This is a genomic window from Streptacidiphilus sp. PAMC 29251 (assembly GCF_054208735.2).
This window is the reverse complement of sequence record NZ_CM135725.2, coordinates 7,204,851-7,222,229: the sequence shown is the minus strand read 5'-3', so window position 1 is coordinate 7,222,229 and position 17,379 is coordinate 7,204,851. Positions and strand designations below refer to the sequence as shown.

At 66.8% G+C, this 17,379-nt stretch carries 9 protein-coding genes, 3 rRNA genes and 3 pseudogenes; 4 read left to right on the top strand and 11 right to left on the bottom strand.

Going from position 1 to position 17,379, the window contains the following annotated elements; genetic code table 11:
• Positions 1-3 precede the first annotated feature (3 nt).
• Entirely contained in the window at positions 4-2,208 is a 2,205-nt protein-coding gene (locus ACXKR8_RS34345; RefSeq protein WP_458268450.1) for a glycoside hydrolase family 5 protein, read from the top strand.
• Positions 2,209-2,234: 26 nt separating this feature from the next.
• On the opposite strand, the gene ACXKR8_RS34340 is transcribed toward ACXKR8_RS34345, so the two are convergent.
• Positions 2,235-3,071 carry a phosphatase PAP2 family protein gene (locus ACXKR8_RS34340; RefSeq protein ID WP_458268449.1) on the bottom strand — a complete coding sequence of 279 codons (837 nt, stop codon included), beginning with the start codon at positions 3,069-3,071 and terminating at the stop codon, positions 2,235-2,237.
• Positions 3,072-3,178: 107 nt separating this feature from the next.
• Positions 3,179-3,727, bottom strand: a complete 549-nt coding sequence (locus ACXKR8_RS34335) for a helix-turn-helix domain-containing protein (RefSeq protein WP_458268448.1) — start codon at positions 3,725-3,727, stop codon at positions 3,179-3,181.
• Positions 3,728-3,804: 77 nt separating this feature from the next.
• Here ACXKR8_RS34335 and ACXKR8_RS34330 point away from each other — a divergent pair, with 77 nt between their 5' ends.
• Entirely contained in the window at positions 3,805-5,121 is a 1,317-nt protein-coding gene (locus ACXKR8_RS34330; RefSeq protein ID WP_458268447.1) for a benzoate/H(+) symporter BenE family transporter, read from the top strand.
• Here the strand turns inward: ACXKR8_RS34330 and ACXKR8_RS34325 are convergent.
• The 6 genes and pseudogenes from ACXKR8_RS34325 to ACXKR8_RS34300 form a co-directional block, all read right to left on the bottom strand.
• The gene (locus ACXKR8_RS34325; RefSeq protein ID WP_458268446.1) at positions 5,070-5,765 is read right to left on the bottom strand and encodes a VC0807 family protein; all 696 of its coding nucleotides are present in this window, start codon (positions 5,763-5,765) and stop codon (positions 5,070-5,072) included. The genes ACXKR8_RS34330 and ACXKR8_RS34325 overlap by 52 nt on opposite strands.
• Positions 5,765-6,388 (bottom strand): TetR/AcrR family transcriptional regulator, encoded by a 624-nt coding sequence (locus tag ACXKR8_RS34320; protein WP_458268445.1) that lies wholly within the window; start codon positions 6,386-6,388, stop codon positions 5,765-5,767. The genes ACXKR8_RS34325 and ACXKR8_RS34320 overlap by 1 nt, the downstream gene beginning before the upstream one ends.
• Before the next feature lie 58 nt (positions 6,389-6,446).
• Positions 6,447-6,797, bottom strand: a pseudogene (locus ACXKR8_RS34315) (dihydrolipoyl dehydrogenase); the annotation flags it as partial.
• A gap of 56 nt (positions 6,798-6,853) precedes the next feature.
• Positions 6,854-8,272, bottom strand: coding sequence for an IS4 family transposase (locus tag ACXKR8_RS34310; protein ID WP_458267007.1), 1,419 nt, complete (start codon positions 8,270-8,272; stop codon positions 6,854-6,856).
• A gap of 103 nt (positions 8,273-8,375) precedes the next feature.
• Positions 8,376-9,443, bottom strand: a pseudogene (locus ACXKR8_RS34305) (dihydrolipoyl dehydrogenase family protein); the annotation flags it as partial.
• A gap of 62 nt (positions 9,444-9,505) precedes the next feature.
• Positions 9,506-10,228, bottom strand: coding sequence for a hypothetical protein (locus ACXKR8_RS34300; RefSeq protein WP_458268444.1), 723 nt, complete (start codon positions 10,226-10,228; stop codon positions 9,506-9,508).
• 51 nt (positions 10,229-10,279) lie between these two features.
• On the opposite strand from ACXKR8_RS34300, the pseudogene ACXKR8_RS34295 reads away from it, so the two are divergent.
• Together ACXKR8_RS34295 and ACXKR8_RS34290 are read left to right on the top strand one after the other, a co-directional pair.
• Positions 10,280-11,083 (top strand): annotated as a pseudogene (locus ACXKR8_RS34295) (inositol monophosphatase family protein).
• A gap of 86 nt (positions 11,084-11,169) precedes the next feature.
• Complete coding sequence (locus tag ACXKR8_RS34290; protein WP_458268443.1) at positions 11,170-11,475, top strand: hypothetical protein; 306 nt, start codon at positions 11,170-11,172, stop codon at positions 11,473-11,475.
• 400 nt (positions 11,476-11,875) lie between these two features.
• Here ACXKR8_RS34290 and rrf read toward each other — a convergent pair.
• The 3 genes from rrf to ACXKR8_RS34275 all read right to left on the bottom strand — a co-directional run bounded on the left by rrf (position 11,876) and on the right by ACXKR8_RS34275 (position 16,985).
• Positions 11,876-11,992 (bottom strand): 5S ribosomal RNA (rrf, locus tag ACXKR8_RS34285).
• A 77-nt stretch (positions 11,993-12,069) separates the two neighbouring features.
• A 23S ribosomal RNA gene (locus ACXKR8_RS34280) occupies positions 12,070-15,194 on the bottom strand.
• Positions 15,195-15,459: 265 nt separating this feature from the next.
• Positions 15,460-16,985: ribosomal RNA gene (locus ACXKR8_RS34275) — 16S ribosomal RNA — on the bottom strand.
• The 16S, 23S and 5S rRNA genes sit together here, the layout of an rRNA operon.
• Positions 16,986-17,379: the final 394 nt, after the last annotated feature.

Sequence of the window (17,379 nt, the reverse complement as noted above, 5' to 3'; positions counted from 1 at the left end):
GCGATGCCGCGTCAACTGCCTGCCCCCTCGCTCCCTCGTTCGATCCTGGCCGCGGCTGTCGCCGCGCTGCTGATGCTGGGGGTCTGCGTCGTAGGTGCGCACGTCGACCGCACCGGACTGTTCGCCCTGCTTCCGGCGTCGGAACTGCGGGTGGGCCCGGTCCACGGGCTGTGGTCGCTGGCGGGGGTCGCGGTCTTTCTGCCGGTGCTGGCCGTGGTGGTGTTCGGCGGAACGGTGTCCTCGCTCCGGGGAGCCGTCGCCGGTCTGGGCCGCGGCCGGGTGCTGCTGCGGGTCTGGGGCCTCTGCGTACTCGCGGCGGGCACGGCCCGACTGCTGCAGGTGCTCGCCGAGCTGGCCGGGGCCGCCGTCCAGGGCGGCACCAGGATGGCCGCGATGTCCGTGGCGACCGCGCTGTGGACCTCGGGACTGACCGCGGAGCGGGCGGTACTGCTGGGCTGGCTGCCCGCGCTGGGCGCCGCGCTGGTCCACCGCAGGGCGAGCGGTCCCAAGCTGACCGGGCTCGGCTGGCGCTGGTCGCTGGCCGCCACCGGACTGTCGCTGGCCCTGCTCGGCCCCCTGGTCGGCCCGATGCTGTGGGAGGGCTCCCCGGCCGCGTCCCTGTACGGGGAGCACCTGAGCCTGCGCTCGTTGCCGCTGGGCCCGGCCCGCTTCGCCGTGGAGCTGGTGGTGGCCACCACAGTGGGGACCCTGCTGCTCTCGCGCTCCTCCCGGCGGTTCGACTGCGGTCGGGCCAGTCGGCTGCTGCTGGCGGGCTGGCTGGCCGCGCTCGGCGGCGGGGCCGCCGCCGGTGTGGTGCAGACCCTGCTGGCGCTGCCGCGCGACCTGGCCGGCCCGGACCGGTTCGTGCTGGCCGACGCGGGGCTGCGGATCGGCACCGGGCTCTCCCTCGGGCTCGCCTTCGGCTGGGCCGTGCTGCCGACGCTGATGCTGATCAGCCGCGCCCTGGGCGCCATCGCCGGAGAGCGGCGGAGGTTCCTGTCGGTGGCGGCATCCGCGCTGGTCCTGGCGCTGGGCTCATGGCTGCTCTCGGCGGCGGCCCCGAGCAGCGCGGCCACGACCGGACCCACGCCCCCGGTGTCCGCCGCCGCCCGGGCGACCGCGGGGCAGCCGCTCCCGGCGCTGATCGTCCGGGACGGCCGGATCGAGGAGGTGAACGGCCGCCAGGTGCAGCTGCGCGGCGCCGACACCGGTACCGACACCGCCGCACCGACTGGGGCCGCCACCGCTGCCGCTATCGCCGGAATCGCGGCGCACGGCTTCAACGTGGTCCGACTGAAGGTCAGCTGGCCGCTGCTGGAACCACGTCCCGGCCACTGGGACCAGGCCTATCTCAAGCAGGTCAAGGACGCTGTGGCTACCGCCGCCGCACACGGCCTGTACACCGCTATCGACCTGCAGCAGAGCGCCTGGAACCGCAACACGTCCGACTCGGCGGCCTTCACCGGCTTCTACCACGACACCGACGGCGTCCAGAGCGAACTGCTGCGGACCTGGGCGCTGCTGGGCCGCACCTTCGCCGGCAACCCCGCCGTGGCCGGCTACGGACTGCTCGACCAGCCCGGGCTCGGCGAGGACCCCCCGGTCACCTCCTCGGTGCTGCTGGGGGCGTACTACCACCGCGCGGTGCAGACGATCCGGACCCAGGAGGCCGCGGTCCCCGGCGGATTCCCGCACCTGGTCCTGATCGAGCCGAGCGTGCAGTGGTCCCGGCTCGGCTTCGACGCGGCGCCGCCGCAGGGCTTCTCCGACGATCCCTACCTGGTCTTCGCCCCGCACCTGCGCACCGGGCCGACCCGGGCCGAGCGGGATCTGGGGATCACCCTGGTGTCCGCGCAGCGCGGGGCCGAGCTGGCCCAGCAGCAGGCCGACGCCTATGGCATGCCGCTGTGGACCAACGCGTGGAGCGCACCCGGCACCGCGCTCCCGCAGGCCCCCTACCCCTTGTTCGCGCCCGGCGGGCCGACCCGGACCGCCGTGGACGCCCAGGGCCGACTCACCCTCAGCGGGAGCGCGCCGAAGGGCGTGACCGGCGCCGGCTGCACACTCGACGTCTGGTTCCCGGGCACGGCGCGTCCGGCGGTCGGCGGCAGCGGAGTGGTCGGCGTCGACCTCCGCAAAGTCGACGGCGGCTGGCGGATCACCGGCTGCGCCGGCGGGAACTACCGGCTGACGGCAGGGGCCTCTTAGCACTTGACTGGGCCCGTAGGGCCCGACTAGACCTGAACGGGTATCCGCTGCTCAGGCTCGGCCGCCCGCTGGGTCCTGCGAGCGGCCAGCAGCCGTGCGCAGCCCCACTGGACCAGGTAGGACAGCAGCAGCAGCGCCACCGCCGCCACCCCGTCCAACCAGTAGTGGTTCGCGGTCACCAGCACCACGGCCACGGTCAGCACCGGGTGCGCGACGATCAGCCAGCGCCAGCGGCTGGGGCTGATCCGGACCACCGCGACCGCCACCAGGACGCACCAGGCCACATGCACCGAGGGCATCGCGGAGTACGAGTCGGCCTGCAGCCCGCCGATCGTCGTCCCGTAGACCGACTGCCCGTACTGGACCGCCGTGTCCACCAGTCCGGTCGTGAACAGCAGCCGCGGCGGCGCTACCGGGATCAGCTGGACCAGCAGGGAGGAGGCGGTGACCAGCACCAGCGTGGTCCGCACCCAGGGATACGCCTCGCGGTGCCGCACGAACACCCAGACCAGCAGGGCGATCACCGCGCCGAAGTGCATGACCGCGTAGTAGTAGTTCGCCCCCTGCACCAGCAGCGGATGCGGCAGCACCCACTGCTGCAGGGTGTGCTCGCTCGGGAAGTGGAGTCTTCGCTCGGTGTCCCAGATCCACCGGCCGCGGGAGACGGCGCCGTCCGTGCCCATCACCGAGAGCTGTCCGGCGAACTGCCAGATCGCGAAGAGGCCGAGGATGGTCGCGGTCTCCCGCAGCACCAGCCCCACCGACGTCCGTCCGGTGCGCCGCAGCACCGCGGACGCGGCGTAGGCCGCCGCGCCGACCGCCCCGGAGGACTGCCAGGACAGCGTCAGGTTCTGCATGGCCATGGACCTTTCCCCGGTGTTTGACACACCGTAACCGCCGCCACCGATCACGCGCACGGCGGGGCCGCTCCGTGATCGCCGAGTGCTGAGAGTGACCGGCGCGGTCGCTCTCAGTCCGTCAGCGGATGCCTGATCAGCAGACTCGCCTCGACCGGGGCCCCGCCCAGCGCCGCGTAGGTGTGCGGCCCGTCGGAGGTCCAGCTGGCATGGCTCCCCGCGGGCACCACCAGCGGTGCGCCGACCGGGCCGACCTGGGCTGTTCCGGTGAACACGGTGAGGTACTCGACCACCCCCTGCGCGTGCGCGGGCGAGGTCTGCACCGGTCCCGGCCGGATCAGCAGCCGGTAGAGCTCAGTACTGACCCCGCCGTCCTGGAACACCTGGAGCAGCGTCGCCGTGACCGCCTCGCCCTCGATCACCGGCGGGCTGTCCGCCGCCGTGGACAGCAGCGCCGCCAGCGGGACGCCCAGCTGCCCGGCGATGGCGTAGAGGGTCTCCGCGGTCGGGTTGCGACTGCCGGTCTCCAGTCCGGAGAGGGTGGCCTTGCCGATCCCGGCCCGGCGGGCCAGCTCGGACAGACTGAGCCCGCGTTCACCGCGCAGTCGGCGGATGCGGCGTCCCGTATCGGCGGCGGCGGTGCTCGTCCATGCCTGAACCATGGCGCCCAGTATCCCCGATGCCCTATCGTTCCATAAACGGAACGAGGAGCGGAACGACAGGGGTGGGAGGAGTGACCGTGGAACGGCCCGAGGGCATCACCCAACCGCTGCTGGCCGGCCTGGTCACCGCCGTCGTGGGCTTCACCAGCAGTTTTGTCGTGGTGCTGACCGCCCTGCGGGCGGTCGGCGCGGACTCCGACCAGGCCGTCTCCGGGCTGCTGGTTCTCTGCGGGGCCATGGGCGGCCTCGCCATCTTCCTGGGCCTGCGCCACCGCCAGCCCATCAGCATCGCCTGGTCCACCCCCGGCGCGGCCCTGCTGATCAGCGCCGGGGGCCAGCACGGCTACCGCTACGCCGTGGGCGCGTTCCTGGTGGCCGGACTGCTGGTCGCGATCACCGGGCTGTGGTCCCGGCTCGGCGCCCTGGTCGCCTCGATACCGGTGCCGCTGGCCACCGCCCTGCTCGCGGGCGTCCTGCTGCCGCTCTGCCTCGCCCCGGTGCACGCGGCGGTCCAGCTGCCCGCATTGGCCCTGCCGGTGGTCGCCGCCTGGGCCCTGCTCACCCGCTTCGCCCGGCGCTGGGCCACCCCCGGGGCGCTGGCGGTGACCGTCCTGGTGCTGCTGCTCCGGCACCCTGCCACGTCCGGCCCGGGGGCGGGGCTGCTGCCCACGCTGACCTTCACCGCCCCGGCCTTCAGCGCCGGGGCCCTGGCCGGGGTCGCCCTCCCGCTCTATGTGATCACCATGGCCGCCCAGAACGTCCCCGGCCTCGCCGTGCTCACCCACTTCGGCTACCGGCCGCCGACCCGGCCGATCCTGCTGAGCACCGGTCTCACCACCGCGGCCGGCTCGGTGGCCGGGGGCTTCATGGTCAATCTCGCCGCGATCACCGCCGCCCTGGCCGCCGGACCCGACGCAGGGCCCGACCGGAGCCGGCGCTGGATCGCCTCGGTGACTGCCGGCGCGGTCTACATCCTGCTCGGCCTCACCGCGGGACTGTCCGCGGCCCTGCTCACCACGGCGCCCCCGCTGCTGGTCGAGGCGGTCGCCGGGCTCGCCCTGCTCGGCACCCTCGGCTCCGCGCTGGCCTCGGCGCTGACCGCCGAGGCGGGGCGCGAGGCCGCCGTGATCACCTTTGTGGTCACCGCCTCGGGCATCACCGCCGCCGGCATCGGCGCCCCCTTCTGGGGCCTGCTGGCCGGCCTCGCCGCCCACGCCCTGTTCCGCCGCACCGCCCCCGCCGCAGCGCCCGAGCCGACAACCGGCCCGGAACCGGCTGCTGTCCCCGAGCCGGTTGCTGTCCCCGGACCGGTTGCTGTCCCCGGACCGACTGCTGCCGCAGATCAGCCTGCTACGGAAGGACCCGCTGTCGGCGCGACCAGCTCCCGGCCCTGACTCGGGCGGGTGATCTGCCACAGCCCGGCCCACTGGTAGTAGGCGCCGTTCACCACCTGCAGCAGCACCAGGGTCACCGGCCAGAGCAGGCCGCCCAGGCCCGGCACCGCGTCCACCGGCAGTGCATAGGCCATCAGCACCCGCAGCAACCCGTCGATGATCATCGCCGAGCCCCAGATCACCGTGGAGACCCGCCAGATCCGACGGAACTTCGCGGACTCCTCCCACAGCACGTCCCAGGAAGTCCCGTCACTGCGGAACCGGCCCTCCAGGAACGGCCGTGCGCCCAGAAAGGCCAGCGGCCGACGGGCCCAGATCGTGCCGAGGAACCACAGCCCGCCCGCACCGGTCACCCAGCCGTCCTTGGCCAGCATGAACCGGGTGCTGCCGCTGACCAGCGAGGCGACCAGGCCCAGCAGGATCACCCCGGCCACAAACGCCGCCATCCCGTCCAGCCTGCGCTCCCGCAGGAACTGCACCAGCGCACTCGCCAGGGGCACCAGCGCCGAGGCGATCAGCGCCGGATAGCTGCCGACCCCGGCGGCGCGCAGACCGTAGTAGACCCCGACCGGCAGTGCCATGTCGACCAGCAGCACCAGCGCGGTGTGCCGACCGTTGTGGGGTTTCGCCGCGGGGGTCGGCATCAGTCCGCCCTCCTGGTGGCCCGTTCCACCCAGCCGGTGATCTCGTGCACGCACTCCTCAACGGTGAGGCAGGGCGGGACGAACATCCGCGAGATCGCCGCGTCGATCCCCGACTTGATCGTCAGCGCCATCAGCCGGACGTCGAACTCGCGGAACTCACCGCTCTGCTGACCTGCCGTCAGGATGGGGTCGAGCTCGTGCACATTGGCCTCGGCCGTCAGCTCCGGCCCGTAGCGCTGGCCGCCGTCCCCGTCCCGGGCGTTCATCGAGACCTCGTAGAGGGCCCGGACCTGGGCCGGATACGCGGCGATCCAGCGCAGCTGCGCCTCGATCCGCGCCCGCAACTGCCCTGACGCGGTCTCCTCGACCCGGACCCGCTCGGCGATCGCCTGCTGCGCGTTGCTGCCGACCTCGACCAGCACCTGCTCCATCAGCTCGTCCCTGCTCCCGAAGTGGTAGGAGATCAGGCGAGTACTGGACAGGCCGGCCTGCCGCGCGATCCGACTGTAGGTGGTCTGCGCATAGCCGACCTCGGCGATCACCTCGATGGTCGCCGCGACGATCTGAGCCCGCCGTGCCGTCGCGGCCAGGGACCGCGACGACACCTCTTCACTTACTCGCATGAGTAATTTCTACCTCATGCGAGTAACGTCAAACCGTCTCCGTCGACCTATCGACCCCTCACATATTGATCATGTGGCCGGCCAGGCCGTGGATGGCCTCCTTGACCGCCTCGCCCAGGGTCGGGTGGGCGTGCACATTGCGGGCCACCTCGTGCACCGTCAGGTCCCACTGCTGGGCCAGCGTCAGCTCCGGCAGCAGCTCAGTGACCTCGGGGCCGATCAGGTGCGCGCCCAGCAGCTCGCCGTACGTGCCGTCGCTGATCACCTTGACGAACCCGACCGGATCGGCCAGCCCGTGCGCCTTGCCGTTGGCGGTGAACGGGAACTTCGACACCTTGACGTCGAACCCCTGCTCACGCGCCTGCGCCTCGGTCCAGCCGAAACTGGCGATCTGCGGCTGACAGTAGGTACAACACCAGTGCGTTAGGGCGTTGACCTGCGGTGCAACCGTGGCCTGCGTGGCTGTCAGCGTCGTGGGCGGGCAGTGAGTCCGTTCTCCAGCATTCCGATCTTGGCGCTGAAGGTGTAGGTGGGTGCGCTCTGGGGGTGCTTGCCCGCGTTCGGGGCGTATTTGCTGGTGGTGTTCTTCTTGCTGCGGGCCTTGACGCGCTGTCGGCGGTGCGCGGGCCACAGGTCGGCGAGGATCGCTGCGCCGATCCTTCCCACCAGGTCGGCCTTGTCCTGGATCGTGGTGCCGGCGGCGGTCAGGACGGTGTCTGCGGCGGCCTGCAGCAGCACGGTGAAGCTGAGGCGGTCCATATCCAGGGCGGGCTGGTCGGTGATCGCGTCGGCAGCGGCGCGAATCAGCACCTGGTAGGCGGTCAGCAGTGCCCAGACCTCCTGGTCGAGGCCGTCGATGCTGCGCGAGCGTAGGACGCGGCCGTCCAGGATGCTGGCCTTGATCGAAAAATAGGCGGTCTCCGCCTGCCATCGCTCGTGGTAGAGGTGCAGGAGTTCGCTTGCGGGGTGGGTGGTGTGGTCGAGGAGGCTGGTGAGCAGGCGCCACTGCTCGGTGCGTACGGTGCCGTCGGACAGAGTCACGGTGACCTCGGCCTCGATCACGCGCACCGGCAGGGGCGAGTAGCCCAGGCCGGCCCGGTAGGGGGCGCGCAGGCGGGCCAGGTAGGAGCCGTCTGCGAGGTGTTGAAGGGCGGTGGGGCAGCGGCTGGCGCCCGAGCGCACCAGGAAGTGGGCGCCGGTCGCGGCGGTGTCGGCCAGGAAGTGCACGGCGTCGAAGCCCGCGTCGGCCAGCAGCAGCATCGACGCGTCTAGCACGTGCAACAGGCGTGTGGCGTAGGGTAGTTCACCGGTTGCCTCGGGGCCGAAGGCCGCGCCCAGCAGAGCCCGGGTGCCGCACTCGACGATCACCAGCAGGCGTAGCAGCGGGTAGCCGAACTCCCTCTTCTCGCCGACCCGTTTGGGATAGAGCCAGGTGACCTGCGCGTCTTCGGGCACGTGCAGACTGGTGCCGTCGACGGCCACTGTGCGCAGCCCCCGGTAGAAGGAGCCGGGGCGGTGGCGCTCGCCGACAGGACCCGCCAGCGTCTCGAACAGCACCTTGAGGGGGCGGGCACCCAGGCGGCGCCTCGCCCGGGCGAGCGAGGAGACGGCTGGCCGGACGATCACGGCCGCGGGCAGGTGCGCGGTCAGCTTTCCCCACACCGCCCGGTACGAGGCGTGCTCGAACAGCGCGAGAGCCAGGACGAAGTACACCATCACGCGGGCGGGCAGCAGCCGCAGCCGCTTCTCCCGCGCCCCGGTCTCCTCCAGCACGGCGTCCACCAGGGCAAAATCCACGATCTGGGTCAACTCGCCCAAGTGGCCCGGCGCGTAGACCCCCGGGATCACCTGCATGGCGGGCGTGGTGGCAGACTGATCGCGCAACGGGACTCCCGATGATCATCCGAGCTTGGCAGCAAGATGATCTATCAGGAGTCCCGTTCGACGTTCACGCCGGGGTTGCGCCGCAGGTCACAGGCTTAACGCACTGGTGTTGACAGTAGGTAGCACGCGGGATCATGGTGAAGTCCAGCTCCATGGTCTCCGCACCGGCGATGGTCTCGGCCGCGATCACCCCCATCGACTCGGCGGCGTGCGCCAGCATCAGCTTGGCCGTCACATCACCGATGGCGAAGATGTGCGACACATTGGTCCGCCCGCGCCCGTCCACCTCGATCGCGCCACGCTCGGTCAACCGCACCCCGGTCCGCTCCAGGCCGTAGCCGGTGACCCGGGGTGCGAAACCGATCGCCTGCAGCACCTTGTCGGCCGCCAGCACCTGCTGCTGCCCGTTCCTGGTGACGGTGACCTGCACCTGCTCGCCGCTGTCGTCGATCGACTCCACCCGCGTGGACGTCAGCACCTCGATGCCGAGGCGGCGGTAGCGCTTGGCCAGCTCGGCGGAGACCTCCGCGTCCTCCAGTGGCACCATCCGGTCCAGGAACTCGACGATGGTGACCTTCACGCCGAAGTTGTGCAGCACATAGGCGAACTCCACGCCGATCGCGCCGGCCCCGGCGATGATGATGCTCTTCGGCAGGGTCTCGGTAAGGATCTGCTCCTCATAGGTGACCACCCGGTCACTGAGGGAGGTGCCCGGCAGCAGCCTGGTGGTCGCCCCCGCGGCGACGACGCAGTTGTCGAAGGTGACCGTTTCCGTCCCCCCGGAGCGAAGCGCCACCTCGATGGTGCGGTCGTCGACGAAGGTGCCCCGGCCGTCGTACTCAGTGATGCCGTTCTTCTTCATCAGATAGTGGACGCCGGCCACCCGGCCGTCGGCGACCTTGCGGCTGCGCTTGAACGCCGCCCCGTAGTCAAAGCTCACCCGGCCCTCCACCTGGATGCCGAAGGTGTCGGCCTCATGGGTGAAGATGTGCGCCAGCTCGGCATTCCGCAGCAGCGCCTTCGAGGGAATGCAGCCGACATTGAGACAGACTCCACCCCAGTACTTCTCCTCGATCACCGCGGCCCGCAGGCCCAACTGCACCGCGCGAACGGCGGTGGTGTAGCCACCGGGCCCCGCGCCAAGAACCACGACGTCAAAATGTGTAGTCATACTGTGCAGCGTAAGCACCACGGTCGGCCGAGGCGCCTGTCTTCAGCCCGACGTGCCCACTCTCACACCGGTCGGCCCACAGTCGGTTCCGCGTCACCGTCGGCCGCGCCCTCAGCCGCGGCCACCTCGTCGAGCAGCAGCTCGACGGCTGCCTTCGCCTCCATCACGGACGCACCGGTCGCCTGTCGCCAGGTGTTGATCGCCTGGATCCGATCGCCCGCACGGGCGTGGGCGACAGCCAATCTGGCATGCAGCGGACGACCCGGCAGCCGAGCCGGCACGGGCCGCCCCCGTGGCTCGCCGAGGCGACCGCTGGGATCATGATCGTCAAGCGAGGAGTGCAAGCCCTCGACCACCGCTCGCCCGGTCGGCGCTGCCGCAGGGTCTGTTGTCGGCTCTGTTGTCGGTCCGGGGACGCGAATGGCCACGAGCTCCCAGCGGAAACCGGTCGGCTCGGACCACTCCTCGTCCAATCCGATCCCCAACAGCCCCGGATCGTCGATCAACTGGCAGACATTGCGGGCCAGTTCGTGCTGCATCTCCCGCACCACATCGGTCAGGTCCTCCGGATCCACCCCGCATGCCAAGATCCGCTGCAACGCGGACTCCGGCTGCCGACCTCGCAGCCGCCCCTCGATCCAGGAGGGGTAACCGAGGTCACCACTGGTCTCCTCCTCGTCGACCACCAGGCTCCACACCGTGCTCAGGAAGGACTGGCGCGCCTCCGCCGTCCAGTCATCACCGCTGTCGTCACCGCTGTCGTCACCGCTGTCGTCGTCGCCCATGGCGTCACACTGCCAGACGGCATCAACGACTGACGCAATAGCCTGGCTGCCATGCTGATGATCGACGCCGTGACCGAGATCCTGCACGAGGCCGCCGCCGTGGCGATCCTCCCCCGCTACCGGGCCCTGGCCGCAGGCGAGGTGACGGAGAAAAGTCCGGGCGAGGTCGTCACCATCGCCGACCAGGAGGCGGAAGCATTGATCACCCGTCGACTGCGCACCGTCCTCGACGTCCCGGTCGTCGGCGAGGAGGCCACAGCGGCAAAACCGGCCCTGCTCACCGCACTGCGGGAGGCCCCGGCTGCCTGGCTCTGGCTGGTCGATCCCCTGGACGGCACCGCCAACTTTGTCGCCGGACGACCCGAGTACGCGGTGATGGCAGCGCTGGTCAGGCAGGGCGAAACCGTCGCCTCCTGAATCGTGCAGCCGGGCCTCGGTCGTACATACGTCGCCCAGAAAGGGTCGGGCGCCTGGCGGGACGGCGTGCGACTTCACCGCGGCCGCGCGTCCGCCGATCCGGCTGAGCTGCGCGGAGCGACCTTCACGCACTTCCTCCCCGCAGCCACTCGCACCCACGTCGAGGCCGCCAGGCCCCGCTTCGCCGACGCGGGCCTCGGCAGCAAGGCCGCCGGCGTCGACTACCCCCAACTCGCCGAGGGCGCACTCGACTTCATCCTCTACCAGCGCACCCTCCCCTGGGACCACGCCCCCGGCACCCTGCTCCTCACCGAAGCCGGCGGCACCGCGGCCCGCCACGACGGCACCCCGTACCGACCCACGGACGACAACCCCGGCCTACTCGCCGCCGCGGACCAACAGTGCTGGCAGACGGTGCACGACATTCTGATCCCCTAGCGAGAGCGGGAGGCCGGGGCCCAGAAGGGGCCAGACAGCGGCCTTTGCTTCTACCTCTACCTCTGCCTGGGTACGAGGATGCTCGGATGGAGACATGGCGAACGGAAGCACTGGTCAAGCTCGTAGCTGATTCGACGGCGCGCATGGATGAACGAGACGACGCGGCCATGGACCTAAGCGCAAGCGATGATCCCAGAGCCCGTGAAGTCCTGGTCGAGATTGCTGCCAACCCCGGATCGGATGACATTCTCGCCGCATCCGCCGGCGAGTCCCTTGGCGAGATCGCCGCGCGTACGGGTGCACTGACCGACGAGGAAGTCGGCTTGCTGCGGCCCGATGCAGCCACGGAGTACCGAGCTGCCTACAACCGCCTTGTGCCCTCCCCAGACTGACACCGCGGCGCCCTGCTGCCGATCCCGGCAGGGGGGTGGGCGCGGCCCCGGTGTGTGGCTTGGGCTCCCGGGTCGTTGCCGAGTGGCGGGGGTGTGCGTGGCTGAGGTTGCTCGGCTCCGCCTCCGCGGCCAACTGCGCGGACGGGAGGGGCGGTGGGGCGGGCACTGTTGCCGGGTTCCGGAGGGAAGTGGTGCTGCAGAAACGATTCTCGCGCGTGCCCCGGGGGCTGTTGTGGTTGGCCGCGAGGCGGAGCCGAGCAACCCCGGCCAGGCACATGTGGTTGGTCGGCATCGTCCCGGGAGCCCAAGCCACACACTCGGGCCGGGGTTTTGCGACCTGGTCCTGAACGCAGTAAAGCCCCGACCGGTTTACCCAGGTCGGGGCTTTACTGTAATGGTTGTTCGGCGGCGTCCTACTCTCCCACAGGGTCCCCCCTGCAGTACCATCGGCGCTATGAGGCTTAGCTTCCGGGTTCGGGATGTTACCGGGCGTTTCCCTCACGCTATGACCACCGAAACACTATGAAGTTGACACGCACCTGCCTAAGCAGGCGGGTCGTGACTTCAGAACTGCACAGTGGACGCGTAGCAACTATGGTCAAGCCCTCGGCCTATTAGTACCGGTCAGCTCCACCCCTTACAGGGCTTCCACATCCGGCCTATCAACCCAGTCGTCTACTGGGAGCCTTACCCACTCGATGGTGGTGGGAGTCCTCATCTCGAAGCAGGCTTCCCGCTTAGATGCTTTCAGCGGTTATCCTTTCCGAACGTAGCCAACCAGCCATGCCCTTGGCAGGACAACTGGCACACCAGAGGTTCGTCCGTCCCGGTCCTCTCGTACTAGGGACAGCCCTTCTCAAGACTCCTGCGCGCGCAGCGGATAGGGACCGAACTGTCTCACGACGTTCTAAACCCAGCTCGCGTACCGCTTTAATGGGCGAACAGCCCAACCCTTGGGACCTACTCCAGCCCCAGGATGCGACGAGCCGACATCGAGGTGCCAAACCATCCCGTCGATATGGACTCTTGGGGAAGATCAGCCTGTTATCCCCGGGGTACCTTTTATCCGTTGAGCGACGGCGCTTCCACAAGCCACCGCCGGATCACTAGTCCCTGCTTTCGCACCTGCTCGACCCGTCGGTCTCACAGTCAAGCTCCCTTGTGCACTTACACTCAACACCTGATTGCCAACCAGGCTGAGGGAACCTTTGGGCGCCTCCGTTACATTTTAGGAGGCAACCGCCCCAGTTAAACTACCCACCAGACACTGTCCCTGATCCGGATCACGGACCCAGGTTAGACATCCAGCACGACCAGAGTGGTATTTCAACGACGACTCCACCCAAACTGGCGTCTGAGCTTCAAAGTCTCCCACCTATCCTACACAAGCCGAACCGAACACCAATATCAAGCTATAGTAAAGGTCCCGGGGTCTTTCCGTCCTGCTGCGCGAAACGAGCATCTTTACTCGTAATGCAATTTCACCGGGCCTATGGTTGAGACAGTCGAGAAGTCGTTACGCCATTCGTGCAGGTCGGAACTTACCCGACAAGGAATTTCGCTACCTTAGGATGGTTATAGTTACCACCGCCGTTTACTGGCGCTTAAGTTCTCAGCCTCGCCCCGTCGAAACAGAGCTAACCGGTCCCCTTAACGTTCCAGCACCGGGCAGGCGTCAGTCCGTATACATCGCCTTACGGCTTCGCACGGACCTGTGTTTTTAGTAAACAGTCGCTTCTCGCTGGTCTCTGCGGCCGGCCCCAGCTCAAGGAGCAAGTCCCATCACCAGTTCCGGCCCCCCTTCTCCCGAAGTTACGGGGGCATTTTGCCGAGTTCCTTAACCATAGTTCACCCGAACGCCTCGGTATTCTCTACCTGACCACCTGAGTCGGTTTGGGGTACGGGCCGCCATGAAACTCGCTAGAGGCTTTTCTCGACAGCATAGGATCATCCACTTCACCACAATCGGCTCGGCATCAGGTCTCAGACTATATGTGCGACGGATTTGCCTATCACACGTCCTACACCCTTACCCCGGGACAACCACCGCCCGGGCTGGACTACCTTCCTGCGTCACCCCATCGCTCACCTACTACCCTGTTGGGTCAGCGGCTCCACCACTCCCATCCATCCGAAGACTTCAGGGCGGCTTCGCGGCTTTAGCATTCAGAGGTTCGACGTTGGCGCTTCAAAGCGGGTACGGGAATATCAACCCGTTGTCCATCGACTACGCCTGTCGGCCTCGCCTTAGGTCCCGACTTACCCTGGGCAGATCAGCTTGACCCAGGAACCCTTGGTCAATCGGCGCAAGAGTTTCCCACTCTTGTATCGCTACTCATGCCTGCATTCTCACTCGTGAACCGTCCACGACTGGCTTCCGCCGCCGCTTCACCCGGCACACGACGCTCCCCTACCCATCACAACACCCGTTGGGGCTTCACGTTGCAATGACACGGCTTCGGCGGTGTACTTGAGCCCCGCTACATTGTCGGCGCGGAATCACTTGACCAGTGAGCTATTACGCACTCTTTAAAGGGTGGCTGCTTCTAAGCCAACCTCCTGGTTGTCTCTGCGACTCCACATCCTTTCCCACTTAGCACACGCTTAGGGGCCTTAGCCGGTGTTCTGGGCTGTTTCCCTCTCGACCATGGAGCTTATCCCCCACAGTCTCACTGCCGCGCTCTCACTTACCGGCATTCGGAGTTTGGCTAAGGTCAGTAACCCGGTGGGGCCCATCGCCTATCCAGTGCTCTACCTCCGGCAAGAAACACGCGACGCTGCACCTAAATGCATTTCGGGGAGAACCAGCTATCACGGAGTTTGATTGGCCTTTCACCCCTAACCACAGGTCATCCCCCAGGTTTTCAACCCTGGTGGGTTCGGTCCTCCACACGGTCTTACCCGCGCTTCAACCTGCCCATGGCTAGATCACTCCGCTTCGGGTCTTGGGCGCGCTACTCAATCGCCCTATTCGGACTCGCTTTCGCTACGGCTACCCCACACGGGTTAACCTCGCAACACACCGCAAACTCGCAGGCTCATTCTTCAAAAGGCACGCAGTCACGATCAGTAAGGGCAAGCCCTCCTGACGACGCTCCCACGGCTTGTAGGCACACGGTTTCAGGTACTATTTCACTCCGCTCCCGCGGTACTTTTCACCATTCCCTCACGGTACTGTCCGCTATCGGTCACTAGGGAATATTTAGGCTTAGCGGGTGGTCCCGCCAGATTCACACGGAATTTCTCGGGCTCCGTGCTACTTGGGAGTTGCACAAGCAAGCCGTACAGGTTTCGTCTACGGGGGTCTTACCCTCTACGCCGGACCTTTCGCATGTCCTTCGACTACCCATACGGTTTCTGACTCGCCCAGAAGTCGGCAGACAACTGAAGTGCAATCCCACGACCCCAACCACGCAACCCCTGCCGGGTATCACACGTGACTGGTTTAGCCTCATCCGATTTCGCTCGCCACTACTCTCGGAATCACGGTTGTTTTCTCTTCCTGCGGGTACTGAGATGTTTCACTTCCCCGCGTTCCCTCCACACCGCCTATGTGTTCAGCGGCGGGTGACAGCCCATGACGACTGCCGGGTTTCCCCATTCGGACACCCCCGGATCAAAGCTCGGTTGACAGCTCCCCGGGGCCTATCGTGGCCTCCCACGTCCTTCATCGGTTCCTAGTGCCAAGGCATCCACCGTGCGCCCTTAAAAACTTGGCCACAGATGCTCGCGTCCACTGTGCAGTTCTCAAGCAACGACCAACCACCCACCAGTACAAGCATGGGGCCGGCGTTCAGAGGGGACTTCCGTTCCCTCAGGACCCAACAGCGCGCCCGACACCACCCACCCCACCGGACCTCGTTCCACGCGCCGAAGCGCAGTACCAGAGACCCGAAGGACCGTGCGGTGCCGAATAGTCAACGTTCCACCCATGAGCTGGCCACCGTCAGACAGATGCTGACGCAATGGCACTGTGCTCCTTAGAAAGGAGGTGATCCAGCCGCACCTTCCGGTACGGCTACCTTGTTACGACTTCGTCCCAATCGCTGGTCCCACCTTCGACAGCTCCTTCCCTTACGGGTTAGGCCACCGGCTTCGGGTGTTACCGACTTTCGTGACGTGACGGGCGGTGTGTACAAGGCCCGGGAACGTATTCACCGCAGCAATGCTGATCTGCGATTACTAGCAACTCCGACTTCATGGGGTCGAGTTGCAGACCCCAATCCGAACTGAGACCGGCTTTTTGAGATTCGCTCCACCTCGCGGTATCGCAGCTCATTGTACCGGCCATTGTAGCACGTGTGCAGCCCAAGACATAAGGGGCATGATGATTTGACGTCGTCCCCACCTTCCTCCGAGTTGACCCCGGCAGTCTCCTGTGAGTCCCCATCACCCCGAAAGGCATGCTGGCAACACAGAACGAGGGTTGCGCTCGTTGCGGGACTTAACCCAACATCTCACGACACGAGCTGACGACAACCATGCACCACCTGTATACCGACCACAAGGGGGCGTACATCTCTGCACGTTTCCGGTATATGTCAAGCCTTGGTAAGGTTCTTCGCGTTGCGTCGAATTAAGCCACATGCTCCGCTGCTTGTGCGGGCCCCCGTCAATTCCTTTGAGTTTTAGCCTTGCGGCCGTACTCCCCAGGCGGGGAACTTAATGCGTTAGCTGCGGCGCGGACCACGTGGAATGTGACCCACACCTAGTTCCCAACGTTTACGGCGTGGACTACCAGGGTATCTAATCCTGTTCGCTCCCCACGCTTTCGCTCCTCAGCGTCAGTAATGGCCCAGAGATCCGCCTTCGCCACCGGTGTTCCTCCTGATATCTGCGCATTTCACCGCTACACCAGGAATTCCGATCTCCCCTACCACACTCTAGCCTGCCCGTATCGAATGCAGACCCGGAGTTAAGCCCCGGGCTTTCACATCCGACGCGACAAGCCGCCTACGAGCTCTTTACGCCCAATAAATCCGGACAACGCTCGCACCCTACGTATTACCGCGGCTGCTGGCACGTAGTTAGCCGGTGCTTCTTCTGCAGGTACCGTCACTTGCGCTTCTTCCCTGCTGAAAGAGGTTTACAACCCGAAGGCCGTCATCCCTCACGCGGCGTCGCTGCATCAGGCTTTCGCCCATTGTGCAATATTCCCCACTGCTGCCTCCCGTAGGAGTCTGGGCCGTGTCTCAGTCCCAGTGTGGCCGGTCGCCCTCTCAGGCCGGCTACCCGTCGTCGCCTTGGTAGGCCATTACCCCACCAACAAGCTGATAGGCCGCGGGCTCATCCTGCATCGCCGGAGCTTTCCACGCACACCCCATGCGGGGATGCGTCGTATCCGGTATTAGACCTCGTTTCCAAGGCTTGTCCCAGAATGCAGGGCAGATTGCCCACGTGTTACTCACCCGTTCGCCACTGATCCACCCCGAAGGGCTTCACCGTTCGACTTGCATGTGTTAAGCACGCCGCCAGCGTTCGTCCTGAGCCAGGATCAAACTCTCCGTGAATGTCATCAGGTAATCCTGATAGCACCCGCGAAAGAGCGGCACGACGATCAGCGGAATAGCCGACCCCGTGCACTGCGTCCTCGCTAGTGTTTACTGCATTATCTTGCCAAATGAAACTTGGCGTTGACTTTTGGCACGCTGTTGAGTTCTCAAGGAACGGACGCTTCCTTCAAGACCGTCTCACCGGTCTCTCCGGGCGCTTCGTTCGTACTGCTGTACTTCGTTTCATACTCTAGCAGACCGTTTCCGCTCTGCTTTCCGTCCTCCCGGCCCGTTTCCGGCCCGTTCCGACGAGTGAAACTCTAGCGGAATTCCTCGATCCGAGCCAATTCCGCCGCTTTCCTGATAAACGGCATGGCAAAACAGAGCCAAGCCATTTCATCAGGGGGTTTGT

What these genes read in the sequence shown, in the direction of transcription:
- ACXKR8_RS34345 (WP_458268450.1), top strand. Translation starts at nt 4, where the DNA reads ATGCCGCGTCAACTGCCTGCCCCCTCGCTCCCTCGTTCGATCCTGGCC.
- ACXKR8_RS34340 (WP_458268449.1), bottom strand. Translation starts at nt 3,071, where the DNA reads ATGGCCATGCAGAACCTGACGCTGTCCTGGCAGTCCTCCGGGGCGGTC.
- ACXKR8_RS34335 (WP_458268448.1), bottom strand. Translation starts at nt 3,727, where the DNA reads ATGGTTCAGGCATGGACGAGCACCGCCGCCGCCGATACGGGACGCCGC.
- ACXKR8_RS34325 (WP_458268446.1), bottom strand. Translation starts at nt 5,765, where the DNA reads ATGCCGACCCCCGCGGCGAAACCCCACAACGGTCGGCACACCGCGCTG.
- ACXKR8_RS34320 (WP_458268445.1), bottom strand. Translation starts at nt 6,388, where the DNA reads ATGCGAGTAAGTGAAGAGGTGTCGTCGCGGTCCCTGGCCGCGACGGCA.
- ACXKR8_RS34300 (WP_458268444.1), bottom strand. Translation starts at nt 10,228, where the DNA reads ATGGGCGACGACGACAGCGGTGACGACAGCGGTGACGACAGCGGTGAT.
- ACXKR8_RS34290 (WP_458268443.1), top strand. Translation starts at nt 11,170, where the DNA reads ATGGAGACATGGCGAACGGAAGCACTGGTCAAGCTCGTAGCTGATTCG.